The organism is Glutamicibacter nicotianae (assembly GCF_006539525.1).
Classification (GTDB): Bacteria; Actinomycetota; Actinomycetes; order Actinomycetales; family Micrococcaceae; genus Glutamicibacter; species Glutamicibacter nicotianae.
Genome location: NZ_BJNE01000030.1, coordinates 1 through 12,167, shown reverse-complemented (window position 1 = coordinate 12,167; position 12,167 = coordinate 1). Strand labels below are relative to the sequence as shown.

The window sequence follows — 12,167 nt, the reverse complement described above, 5'->3', positions numbered from 1 at the left end:
AGGTCCAGGGCCAGCGTGCAGCCCAATGCCTGGACTAGCTCCACCGGTTCGCTGCCCGCATCCCGCAACGTGACGGCCAGTATTTTTCAGTGGCATCCCCATTCTCCGGGACACTTCGACGGAAGAGTGATCTCGTGGACTCCATCCTAAATCTGGGCAATCAAGAAGTGTTCATGTTGCCCTGCGGGGAAGAACATTCATAAAGCCCGTGGATTTGTCAGAAAATCATAAAGATTCGGCAAAAATAGTAAAATGATGCACAAATATACACATTAACAAAACCGTGCCCATCTCGGTGTCCGCCAACGGCGCAAATGCATGGCGACGAAAGCCCCTCCTGTGTACTACCCTCAATATATGGCGACGAACACAGATACTCCGCGCAGCACCGTCAGCCTGCCCATGCCCACTATCCTGACCCAGGCACCTGCGGACGCCCCCGGGCTCAGCGACAAGTTCGGCCGACAGGCCACCGACCTGCGCATCTCCTTGATCGACAAGTGCAACCTGCGCTGCACCTACTGCATGCCCGCCGACGGGCTGGCCTGGCTGCCCAAGTCCAAGCTGCTCACCCTCGAGGAAATCGCCCGGATCGTGCGCATCGGCGTCCACGACCTGGGGATCCGCGAACTGCGCCTCACCGGCGGCGAACCGCTGGTGCGCGTGGACCTGCCCCAGATCATCGCGGCGGTGCGCGCTGAACACCCGGCCCTTCCCATCTCCCTGACCACTAACGGGGTGGGTCTGGCCAAGAAGGCCGCGGCGCTCAAGGAGTCCGGGCTGGCCCGGATCAACGTTTCCCTCGACACCTTGCACGCGGAGACGTTCGCCAAGCTCACCCGGCGCGACCACATCGATTCGGTGTTCGCCGGGATCGACGCGGCCCTGGCCGCCAACCTGGCCCCAGTGAAGATCAATGCTGTGTTGATGCGTGGGATCAACGACGAACAGGCACCCGAGCTACTGGCCTGGGCACTGGAGCGCGGCTTGGAGCTGCGCTTCATCGAGCAGATGCCGCTGGACGCGGACCATGTGTGGCGCAAAGACAACATGGTCACCGCCGCGGATCTGCGCGCCTACCTGGAATCCCGCTTCCGCCTCTCCCCGGACACCCGTCCGCGCGACGGCGCTCCAGCCGAACGCTTCTTGGTTTCCACCCACGCGGACCCAGACACCATACTGGGCGCGGTGGGCATCATCGCCTCGGTCTCCGAGCCCTTCTGCGCCGATTGCAAGCGCACCCGCATCACCGCTGAGGGCAAGGTCATGAGCTGCCTGTTCTCCCGCGAGGAAACCGACCTGTCCGCGCTGCTGCGCGACGGCTCAGACGATGCGGCAATCGCCGAGCGCTGGCGGGCGGCGATGTGGGGCAAGCCCCGAGCCCACGGCATGGAGCACACGGGGCTCGGCTCCAAGGACTTTGTACAATCGGACCGCTCCATGAGCGCCATCGGAGGATAATTGCGCATTCGCTAGTTTGCCGCCGCCGCACAGGCCACTGGCACCACCGAAGAACGACTCGGCCTAAACGAGTTCATCTGCCTGACTGACAATGCCGGGATGCCCTCGGCCGCCTTGGGCGCGGCGCTGGCGCGTTGCAGCTTCCTTGTCAACGGCGTGAGCGAGCAGGAGCATGCCCGCGCCCTGCACCCGTGCGACGAGCTGGACGTGCTGCCGCCCTTCGCCGGCCCGTAGGACCTTTCCTCTGATTACCACTAGCCTTTGCTACTGGCTTGTCCCGGTAACTAGAAAGTAACTCCCCTCACGGAGCTAGCCAGCTCGCTTCCCAGCCGTCGCGGGTGCGCGCGAAGCGGCATCGTACGGGCGGCTCTGTTGAGAGATCCAACCAATCGATGCAGTCAACTATCACGTCGACGAGCCCGAAATGCGCGTAAAGCTTAGCGGAGTCGCCGTTGAGCAGTTCCACTTCTGTGTACAAGTCTTCCGGGGCGGAGACTATGGCCCCGGGGGCCAGCGGAGACCAGAAGAGCAAATGTGTGTGCGGGAGAAGGCCATTCCAAAATTTCTTGCGCCGTTCCTCGTCTGTGTTTATTCTGGCCCGTCCTGCGACGCGGAGCTGCACGGAGGAGCTGGCTTCGTATCCGCTGAGGTTGACGAGCGGTTGGGCGCATATCTCCTTAGCTTTGGGCGATCTGAGATCCGTGATAAACGACAAAACTCCATCGTTTGCCTCGCGCAACACCACGACGCGCGCATTCGGCGCTCCTCCGGTGTCGACGGTGGCGGGACGCATGATGGTAAACGGCGAGCGGCCGGTTGTTGCCGTATGCATAAGCTCTCTGATAGTCTCGCAGATCTTCTTCTGCCTGGGGTCTGCCATAGGGTCCCCTTTCGTTGAGGTCGAGTGTCCCGCCAAGGCTATTTATTTTTGGTGGCGTCAACTCATTGCCCCGCATCCACCCTCGTGCCTGTTATTTACGATCGATTCCGAGGATGGGTGGCCTCGTTGCGGATCGTGTGGTCGACTGCTGATCCATGACCTGAATATCGATGTTGAGGGGCGCCCTCCCGATAGCGGTTCGAGGCCACTCATACCAGTTGTCGTCCTGGACTGGCGGGCCCGAGAACCCCTCTCCGATGTAATGGCCTAGTGATTCTTGTGTTACGACAGGGCGCAATTCCGATTACGCGAGAACCTGATTCAACAAGACGCTTTGACCACTGCCTTTTCGAAAATTGTGGGGTCGAAGTACGCCCGCTCCGAGCAAATCTTGCCCTCCACGACGGTCTCGACCAACGTGGCGGACCAACTGATGATGACCCCGCCTTCCGGAGAACCTGTACCGATGTAGCGCCCGGTGCAGAATAGTTCTCCGACGACGTGGGTTTCATTGGCGACTAGAGTGATGATCTCGGCCACGAAATCCGACCTGTCAAACTGGCCGTTGTAGTTGATCATGTGGGCGCGGAATGCATCAAGCCCGCGTACCGGCTGGTCTGGGAACGGCACGTCAACGTAGACTATGTCGTTGTTGTAGCATTCGAGCAGCGAATCGATGTCGTTGCCCGCCCAAGCTTTGATCTGTCGACCGAACAACGCCTCGTTGGCCTTGACGACGGCGCGTGACACGTTCTCCGTCTGGGCGGCCAGTTGGGGTGCCCATTCGGCCAGGAAGTTGTCAATGCTGCGGGGTGGACGTCCCGTCACGCGCTCGACGCTGTCGGTTACCGTTGCTGTGTCTCCGGCGATGATGGATGCGTTCAGCCGCTTCAGGTAAGCAATAAGATCTTCGGGTAGGCCATCGCGCCTCATGCGCACCTCCGCAGCATCGATCGTCTCCTCCACGGGAACTACATGGTGTCCGGTGATGGACCTGATCCGGTTGGTAAGGGCCTCAATCGTCAGGGCTTCCGGTCCGCTTAAGGTGAACGCCTCGTTACGGCATAGGCTGGGGTCGCATAAGAGCTCGACGGCCGTCGCAGCGATGTCTCGGCTATCGATCCAAGAGACACCTGCGCCTCCGGTCGTCATGGCTATGATGCCCTTGTCACGGATCATGCCACCAAAGAAGTACTGGTCATCCAAGTCCTGAATGAACCAGTTGGGTCGGATGATAGTCCAGTCGAATTCGGACTGCTCAACGACCAACTCAACACGCCGCTCTTCATCGGTAGCCGAGCGTGTCTTCGCAGCATCCTCCGAGTGGAGCACGAGCCGCGAGGCACCGGCCCTGGTCATTTCCGCGAGGAATTCGCTCACGAGATCTGTGGCGCTTTCGCTCTCGGGCTTAATCAAGTAGACACCATCGGCGCCGTCGAGCGCTGCGGAACAAGTCTGACGATCATTCCAATCGAAGCGGACAACCGTGGCGTTGGAGGTTCCATCGAACGCCTCGGAGTTCCGGGTTGCTGCCCGAACCTCGACCTGGCGACTGAGCAGGGCGGGAACCAGGTTACGACCTGCCTTGCCGGTCGCGCCGAGTACTAGGATGGTGGTCGTGTGATTCCTGTCACGTCGAGGTAGGAGTGAGTCCTGCTGATAATTAATATGCTGAAGCACATCGATCACGGCTTCGGCACCCGGCTATGTTGCCGATCAGCCTAAGATCGTCACCGGCGGAAGCAAGAGGCCTGTGGCGGTCGAGGCAATGCTTTGTCCGCCGCTCCCGCCGCCTCATAACCATTGTCCGCGGGTAGTATGCCAATGCATCGCACGGTTGAGCACAAACCGTCCTTGCGATATGTCTGTATCGGGACAATGCCAGCACCTCAAAGCCGCAATATGTACAACATAGTCAGACGAAATCATCAAGGCTTCTTCTGTTGACCGGGATAAAGCACGGCTTGTACGGCGCATTCGGTAGTTTCGTGCACGAGCTGGGCCTACTTGGCCAACACCTGGTTCTGCAAGTCGACCTACCTGGTCGGCAGTACCACTTGCATTCGACCTTCCTCACATCCGTCTTCATCGGGTTTTCCCCTGTTAAGTCGATCTGGGATCCTCGCTAGACGAACGCCGAATTAAGGAGCCACGCCTGATCACTGCGGAATTTATCCAACGGTCGACGAGTCTCGAGTTATCTTTAGAGCTCGCGACAATTACAACCTGCAACCATGAAGGTGCCCTCCCAGAACCAGGCGGTGCAGATCCAACTCGAAGACAGGAAAGCCGGGCTTGACTACAATATTGAATATTGCTTTACCCAAGCCATTCTGGGCCCTTTTGCCAGCCACGCACGTCGTCGGTTCCTGCCGAAAACACGAATCATGACCCATGTTCGAAGATAACGGTGGCTCAGGCTGGCTGCGAACTAAGGTTCCGACGACCCCAACCTAAGGAAGGAGTGGAACATGCGCATAGCGCGAGTAAATACCGAGGAAGGGTCCACCTACGCAGTCTTGCTAAACAATGAATGGCACCATATTGACAGCCCTTTTGCCGAGTCCCTGGTTTACTCAGGACCAGTGACACCTGTCATGGGTGCGCAGTTGCTCGCCCCGGTACGTCCCTCTGTGATCGTGGGCATCGGACATAACCACGCGGGCACTGGGCACGCGCTGCCAATACAGGCCTGGCACAAATCCGTTCACACCTTGGCCAATCCCGGAGATGAGATTGCGGCGAGGCGGGAGGCAGGCATTGTGAACATTGAGGGTGAGCTGGCGGTGGTCATCGGCAAACGCTCGGCCAACCTCACTCGCGAAAATGCTTACAGCCACGTGCTGGGATACACGATCGCAAATGACGTGACGAATGCCGACCAAGGGCGTGTCGATGAGAGGCTGTTCCAATCCAAGGGAGGAATTAACTATACGCCGGTGGGCCCTTGGATCGAGACCGAAATCGAAGATCCCGATGGAATCAGCATTGAAGTGACCGTCAACGACCGGATTGAGGCACAGTCCGGGACATTCAACTTGCCGTCAAGCGTCCTGGATTGTCTTGTCTACGTCACGAAATGGGTAAGCCTGGAACCTGGGGACATTGTGATGACCGGCGCCCCCGGAACCGCTGTGGCAGTCGATCCCGGGGATCAGGTCGCCATAACGCTCAAAGGCATCGGAACCCTTACCAACTCCGTGATATGAGAAATATTCGGAAGACTGTGAACCGAGGTATGGAAATTACCCTGGTGCGGCCTATTGATCAAGGAATTGGCGTATCGGCTCGCGGAAAGCGTTTGGGGTTCCGACGCCTTTCTGCGGGTATTTCCCACCTGTTCGAGTCTAATCCAGCATCGGCTGCTCGCTGTGTGCGAGTGCCACCGCGGCTACGGTAGCACGACCTGGAAGAAAGCGAGAGAAACAGCTCACTCGGGCGTAGAGGTCATTTGGGTGTGAGTCAAAAGCAGGACTGGATCGCTGCGGCTTGGGTATCCGCAATCAGTTTTAAAACACATCTGCGGGGAAAACAGCTCAGCGTGCCGCTGTACCAAGCTCTACAAGGAGCACCCCCGTGGCGATGAGCAAGACTCCAAATGCCATACGCAGTGTCAAGGGGTCGCCGAAGAGGATACGAGCGGAAACGGCGGTGAGCGCAACGCCACATGCAACCCAGATCCCGTAGCCGACCCCAAGGGGGAGCCCCTCGGACAACGCCACGCTAAGGAATACGAAGGACAAGAGGTAGCCCGGAACGATTGCGACGAGCCATAGCTTCCTTTTGAGGCTATCCGAAGCCCGCAATGAGATGGTTCCTGCCAGTTCACTTATTATGGCCAAACTCAAAAAGAACCACATCATAACGTTCTGCCCTTGTCCGGGGCTCGGTGCGCCTTTTGTGCTCCGAGCTCAAGGGTGATCACTCCAGTAAGAATGAGCACCATGCCGAGGGCCATCAGCGAAGTCAATGGCTCATCGTAGATCATCGCTGCGAGCAGCGCGGTGGCGATAATTCCACCGGCGCCCCAAGCCCCGTAGGCGACGCTGATCGTCATACCCAAGCGAAGACAGCTAGTGAGCAGGGCGAAAGCGGCGACGTATCCCACCACCACAAGCAGGTACCACCCAGGCCGCTCCAGGGCGGCCTTGAGCGCCACCGTCGCACTTACCTCCAAAAGAATTGCTGCAGAAAGAGAGAGCCACTTCTTCACTATGGTGCCCCTTCAATGGCTAATCTTCGCCAACGTGGTCAGCCTTCTGGGAAGACTCCTCCGCTAGTAAATGTGTTGACTACCTATTTTTCCGGCCGTGGCAGGATATGGTCTTGCCTGGCGTTTTTCCGCAGCAAGGTCTCGGACGGACAGGCCGGTCCGCGAGAAGAGTTAGCCGCGAAGCCGTTCCCCTTTGGGATCGTAGAACGGACGGCGCGCAACCGTCGCAGGGTAGTGCTTGCCCTTGCACTGGACCTCGAAGCTCCCAGCTAGGTCTGTGTCGGGGTCGATGGCAGCAAGTCCCACGGCTCCACCCAACGTGTGGCCGTAACTTCCGCTCGTCATCCGTCCGACGGGCAAGCCATTACAGAAGACCGTCTCATCGTGAACAAACACGGGCTCGGGGTCCTCCAGAAGTACGTACACGGTTCGGTGTTTTGGGGCTGCGGGGTCCAGGTGCATAAGTCCTTGCTTTCCCACGAAACCGCCGGGCTTGTCCATATCCAGCGTGAAGCGGAGCCCGGCGGAATATGGATCGTCATCGGGGCCGATATCATGCCCCAGGTGCCGGAAACCCTTTTCGCTACGCAGAGAATCAAGCGCATGGTATCCCGCCATTTTGACGCCCAGATCTTGCCCGGCCTCCCATAACGCGTCAAAGACATTAACAGCCAAGTCCGCACTAGGGTAGATCTCGTATCCCAGTTCGCCTACGAAACTCACACGCAGGCTGTAGGCGTAGCCATCTGCGATTTCCACGGTTCGCCCGTGCGTGTATTTCTGGGCTTTGTCGGACCAGTCGTTCGGTGAAATCCTGCTCAGGAGTTCCCTGCTTTTTGGGCCCATGACGCCAATTGTGGCTAGTGCCGCGGTGCAGTCGAACACCGCTGCCGCCTTGCCACGCGCAAGCCGTTTGAGGTAGGATTCCGTCTTCTGTTGCGTGAATGACGGAGTCACAACGAGAAATCGATCGACGGCGAGGCGAGTAATTGTTCCGTCGAGCTCGATGCCGGCACCATCGTTAAGGAATAGCGTATAGACCGCCTTGTCATTTTCAACGTCGACATTGGCCGTTGTGGCATACTGGCATACCTCTAGGGCATCCGGTCCGGACACTTCGAACTTGGCGAAGGGGCTGAGATCGAATAGGACAACTCCCTCACGTGCAGCTTCATGTTCTTCCGCGACACGACCGAACCAGTTGGGTCGTCCGTAGCTGAAGTCGTATTGCGGTGATGTACCTGGTTCGCCGTACCAATTGGCTCGTTCCCCACCGTTCACCTCGCCGAAACATGCACCTAATTCAGCCAAACGGGAATGGAGAGGGGTACGCCTGATATCGCGCGCAGATTCTAGCTGCAAGTTTGGCCAATGCATGGCGTAGAGACGACCCAACCCCTCCTTCGTGCGGGCCTTGAGGTATCGGCGGTTGTTTTGGTGACGGGAAAAACGTTGAATGTCGACGGTGGAAGAATCAAATCCTGGGGTGCCTGAAATGATCCATTTGGACAGTTCCTTGCCAACTCCGGGTGCGTAAATGATGCCTTGGGAGTTGAACCCGGCCGCAACGAAGAGGTTAGGGAATTCGGATGTCGGGCCTAGCGCGAAATTCGCATCAGGCGTAAAACTTTCAGGGGCGTTGAGGAAACGCTCATATCCTGCCGAAGTCAGATTAGGGACCGTAGCCTCGGCCTTCTTTCGGATTGGAGCAAAGTGCTCCCAATCGGGCTCGAATTCGGCAAAGCCCTCCCTGGAGATATCTTCAACGGGCCGCGGAAGTCCGTTGGGTTCAAAAGCTCCAATCAACAGCCGTCCGGCTTCGTGGCGGATGTAATAGCTGTTGTCTAGGTCACGATACACAGGTAGATCAGGTGAGGCACCTGCTATTTCGCCGGTGCGAACATGAATGTGTTCCGCCGCATACAGAGGAACGTTTACGCCCGCGGTGATGGCGAGATCCCTAGTCCACAACCCCGCCGCCAAGACGACTCGTTCACAATGGACGGGCCCTTGGTCCGTGAGAACACCGACAACGCGTTCATCGTCACGCAAAATCTGCTGGACATCAACGTTTTCGCGGACCTGCACTCCAAGTTGGTGGGCCAATTTAGCAAAGGCGACGGTGGCGTATCCAGGATTCACGTGTCCGTCCTCAGGCAGCAGGAGTGCTCCTAGGACTCCTGTGTGGCTAGCTAATGGCCACACTTCCTTATAGCGGTCAGGAGTAAGCCACTCGGTTGCAATGCCCTGTTGGTCGGCGACATCTTTGGCGTAGAGGAGTTCATCTACACGGCCAGCCGTTCGCGCCACGCTCAAAGACCCCGAGCGCTGGAAAGAGACGTCCAGGCCTGATTTTTCTTCGAGATTTCGGTAGAATTCAAGGCTGTATTTCGCCATCTTCGTCATCGTGGCGGAACCTCGGGCCCCGGTCACCAGTCCAGCCGCGTGCCATGACGTCCCGCTCCCCACAACATTGTTTTCCAGCAACAGGGTGTCCGTCTCGCCGGCCGCAGCCAAATGGTAAGCAATGCTGGAACCGATTATTCCTCCACCGACAATCACGGTCCTGACCTTGGGTGGCAATGGATCGTTGGAGGTATCGGTGAACATTTTGGCACTCAGGGTGCGATCGACAAGCCTGTCCATTTATGGTCTCATTTCTTATCCGGTGATGGTGCCCGATAGCAAGCACCGTGAAAAATGTGCTTAGTTGAAGACGACAGTACGGTGGCCATTGAGCAGCACTCGCTGCTCCGCGTGCCACTGAACGGCTCGTGATAGGGCTAGCCGTTCTGCATCCTGTCCTGCCACCGACAATGTTGCCGGGCTGTAATCGTGGCCAACGCGAAGTACTTCCTGTTCAATGATTGGCCCTTCGTCCAGCTCAGCAGTCACATAGTGTGCCGTGGCACCAACGAGTTTAACGCCTCGATCGAATGCTTGATGGTAAGGTCGAGCACCCTTGAAACCGGGGAGGAACGAGTGGTGGATGTTTATGGCCTTTCCGGACAACTCGCGGCATAGGTCGTCGCTGAAGACTTGCATGTAGCGAGCCAGAACCGTTAGCTCCACTTCATGCTCTGTGAGGAGGGCTACCAGCTGGGCCTCAGCCGTGTGTTTCGTATCGGGCGTGACGGGGATGTGGAAGAAGGGAATGCCGTGAGCCTCGGCAACTGGCTGAAGGTCCGTGTGGTTCGACGCGATGAACGCGAAGTCAACTTTGAGGTATCCGGACCGCCAACGGAAAAGCAGGTCATTCAGGCAATGTTCGGCCTTGGAAACCAGCAGTGCCACTTTGGGCCGAACTTCCATGTCCGACAGCGTCCATGACATGCCGTAAGTCGAGGCAGTTGCCTGGAATGCCGTTTTCAAATCCTCGATGCCTACGGCAGGAGGGTAGGTTGCCTGAACCCGCATGAAGAAGCGGTTCTCAGTTGCGTCATCGAATTGCTGACTGGCCAAAATGTTGCAACCGTGGGAAACTAGGAACCCTGACACAGCGTGGACAATTCCGATTTGGTCTTCACAACTGAGCGAGAGTATTACTTGGCCGGGTTTAGCATTTTCCATTGCGTTTCCTAAGTGAGAGCAGTCGTGCCGTTGAGGGCGAAAATTCATGCACGTTGACATTCGTTACGAGCGATGTTGACTCAGGCGACATCGTATGACGGTGGAGTGGCGGAATTGAGCCGGAGGCGAGGTGATTCCGTAATAGATTCCGGGTAGGACAAGCAGGTTGCTCGAGCCCATGGGTGTGATTTCCTTTGCCGTCGTCTTCTCGGGTATACACACCGTACTGAAAGCGAAATGTTTGGCGAATAGTACTTGGATAAGATTTTTTGGCCTCTTTCGTTTCACAGCATGAAATAGAGGATTGAGTCGTACTAGGATCAGTCCATGGAGCAGCTAGCACTAACTATGAGGGACTTAATCAATCTGGAAAGTTTGCATACTCAGGTCTTGGCCGGTGCCAATGGTCTGGGTCGGCAAGTTCTTTGGGCTCACAGCTGTGAATTGGAGGATCCAGCTCGATGGCTTGGTCCTCATGAACTGCTCATGACCGTAGGGCACTGTGTCCCGGACATGCCCGAGGAGCAGCGAGTTTTCATCGCCAAACTAGAGGAAGCGGGCCTCGCTGGCGTGGCGCTGGGAGACCACCCCAGTCTGCCCGCTATACATCAGGAACTGCGGGATGAAGCAGACAGGCGTTCATTTCCTGTTCTCTTGGCAAGTTCGAGCACACCGTTCGCAGCGATAGGGCGAACTGTCGCCGCAGCAACGGCTACATCACAAACGATGGAAGTAATCAAACTCAGCAAGCTTTATCAATTGTCAACTTACGCGCGCGACGATCCAGTTCGAATGATGGATGGCCTGCAAGAACTATTCAGGGCTGGCTTGAAGGTAGTGGACGTTCAGACCGGTCTAGAAATAGTAGAAGGTTCTCCATCTGAAGCTGTACCTACCTCCGTGCGGCAACGCTCCTACACGCTTCCCGGAAGCGCTGATATTGCGCTTCTGGTATCGGAGCATCCGGGCGAGGAAATTAGCAGTTTTCTGTTGATCCATCTGCTACAAGTCGTTGAAGTCGCGTTGAGCCAAATCCTGCCTTCAATTCGCCTCAACTCGGAACGCTCGGCGAAAATACTTGCATCGATTCTCGAAGGGCACCTCCCTGACGGCTTTGAGTCATTTCTGCATCCTAGCCATGCTTCCTCCGGGTTTCAGATTGTAGCCGTTTCGTCGGAGCATGGGGAACGAGTCAACCGGGCAATAGCAATTGGTGGTTTGCCTGTTTTAGCTGCCCCCGGACGAGGGTCACATCTAATTCTGCTCTCCGAGCAAACACGCGATGACATTCGTCATTTACTGGGGCGGTTAGAAGTACGTGCAGGCGTCTCGTCGACCTACATAGATCTAAGGGATGCACAAGTTGCCGCCAACGAAGCCCAGAAGGTTCTTGGTTCTGGAGGAACGAAGCAGTGGATGGATTTCTCCGGCGTCACGGTGTCGCTGCTGACGCGTTCTCGCAAAGAGGCTTCTGCCATCGTGGAACAAGTGCTCGGCGGGCTTGCGGGAAAAGACCCGAAGTCGTCCGCACTGCGCGAGACGCTCTTTGCCTACCTGGCAAATGACCGTCGCTGGAATGAAACCGCATCCGCGCTGGGGATCCATCGGCAGACTTTGTTTTACAGGCTAGGAAGAATCAAGGAGATAACGGGGCGGGACGTGGCATCCACGGCGGATCTTTCGGCTTTTTGGCTGGCCTTCCAAGCCTGGCCTTCCTATGCGGCCGGAAGAAAATGACGCCGAAACCATCGTGGTTGTATCGCAGGAGCTCAGTATCACGGTTATCGTTGCGACCTAGAGGGGCGCCGTAAAGAACAGCCCGCCTAGTTAGCGGCGGAGTCGCCGGGCTTCACCCTTCGAAGTTTTGCTGATATCAGTTGAAGTGAGATCCCGGCGATGTTCTTCGGCATGGAACATGCCATTCTGAACGCCCGTGGTTTTGGTCAGCATCGCGCCATTATAATTCTGTATTCTGCCACTATGTTCATAATGATGACCCTTCGTTCCCGTTGGGAGCCGTTGGTGGTGGCGTCGTTCTAATAT

General features: G+C 57.1%; 11 protein-coding genes. 4 read left to right on the top strand and 7 right to left on the bottom strand.

All coding sequences use genetic code 11. The annotated features are described in order from the left end of the window. The first annotated feature begins 402 nt into the window (after nucleotides 1–402). Both moaA and ANI01nite_RS16460 read left to right on the top strand, forming a co-directional pair. The gene (gene moaA / locus ANI01nite_RS16465; RefSeq protein ID WP_141359332.1) at nucleotides 403–1,461 is read left to right on the top strand and encodes a GTP 3',8-cyclase MoaA; all 1,059 of its coding nucleotides are present in this window, start codon (nucleotides 403–405) and stop codon (nucleotides 1,459–1,461) included. A 99-nt stretch (nucleotides 1,462–1,560) separates the two neighbouring features. Continuing rightward, entirely contained in the window at nucleotides 1,561–1,695 is a 135-nt protein-coding gene (locus ANI01nite_RS16460; protein ID WP_141359330.1) for a ubiquitin family protein, read from the top strand. 67 nt (nucleotides 1,696–1,762) lie between these two features. Here ANI01nite_RS16460 and ANI01nite_RS16455 read toward each other — a convergent pair whose 3' ends face one another. Next, the gene (locus ANI01nite_RS16455) at nucleotides 1,763–2,341 is read right to left on the bottom strand and encodes a pyridoxamine 5'-phosphate oxidase family protein (RefSeq protein ID WP_141359328.1); all 579 of its coding nucleotides are present in this window, start codon (nucleotides 2,339–2,341) and stop codon (nucleotides 1,763–1,765) included. A gap of 321 nt (nucleotides 2,342–2,662) precedes the next feature. Beyond that, the gene (locus tag ANI01nite_RS16450) at nucleotides 2,663–4,030 is read right to left on the bottom strand and encodes an NAD(P)H-binding protein (protein ID WP_141359326.1); all 1,368 of its coding nucleotides are present in this window, start codon (nucleotides 4,028–4,030) and stop codon (nucleotides 2,663–2,665) included. Nucleotides 4,031–4,812: 782 nt separating this feature from the next. Here ANI01nite_RS16450 and ANI01nite_RS16445 point away from each other — a divergent pair. Further along, a complete protein-coding gene (locus ANI01nite_RS16445) occupies nucleotides 4,813–5,550 on the top strand; it encodes a fumarylacetoacetate hydrolase family protein (RefSeq protein WP_141359324.1) in 738 nt (245 codons plus the stop codon). A gap of 327 nt (nucleotides 5,551–5,877) precedes the next feature. Here ANI01nite_RS16445 and ANI01nite_RS16440 read toward each other — a convergent pair whose 3' ends face one another. The 4 genes from ANI01nite_RS16440 to purU form a co-directional block, all read right to left on the bottom strand. After that, complete coding sequence (locus ANI01nite_RS16440) at nucleotides 5,878–6,201, bottom strand: DMT family transporter (protein WP_170214680.1); 324 nt, start codon at nucleotides 6,199–6,201, stop codon at nucleotides 5,878–5,880. After that, complete coding sequence (locus ANI01nite_RS16435; RefSeq protein WP_141359321.1) at nucleotides 6,201–6,554, bottom strand: DMT family transporter; 354 nt, start codon at nucleotides 6,552–6,554, stop codon at nucleotides 6,201–6,203. Before ANI01nite_RS16435 ends, ANI01nite_RS16440 begins: the two co-directional genes overlap by 1 nt. Nucleotides 6,555–6,725: 171 nt before the next feature. Beyond that, the gene (locus ANI01nite_RS16430; RefSeq protein WP_141359319.1) at nucleotides 6,726–9,200 is read right to left on the bottom strand and encodes a GcvT family protein; all 2,475 of its coding nucleotides are present in this window, start codon (nucleotides 9,198–9,200) and stop codon (nucleotides 6,726–6,728) included. 60 nt (nucleotides 9,201–9,260) lie between these two features. Then, nucleotides 9,261–10,124 carry a formyltetrahydrofolate deformylase gene (purU, locus tag ANI01nite_RS16425; protein WP_141359317.1) on the bottom strand — a complete coding sequence of 288 codons (864 nt, stop codon included), beginning with the start codon at nucleotides 10,122–10,124 and terminating at the stop codon, nucleotides 9,261–9,263. A gap of 327 nt (nucleotides 10,125–10,451) precedes the next feature. Between purU and pmfR the strand changes: the two genes are divergently transcribed. Next, nucleotides 10,452–11,861, top strand: coding sequence for a transcciptional activator PmfR (gene pmfR, locus ANI01nite_RS16420; RefSeq protein WP_141359315.1), 1,410 nt, complete (start codon nucleotides 10,452–10,454; stop codon nucleotides 11,859–11,861). 90 nt (nucleotides 11,862–11,951) lie between these two features. On the opposite strand, the gene ANI01nite_RS16910 is transcribed toward pmfR, so the two are convergent. Continuing rightward, nucleotides 11,952–12,167: hypothetical protein (locus tag ANI01nite_RS16910; RefSeq protein ID WP_218024328.1), on the bottom strand; the 216-nt coding region annotated here is incomplete at its 5' end.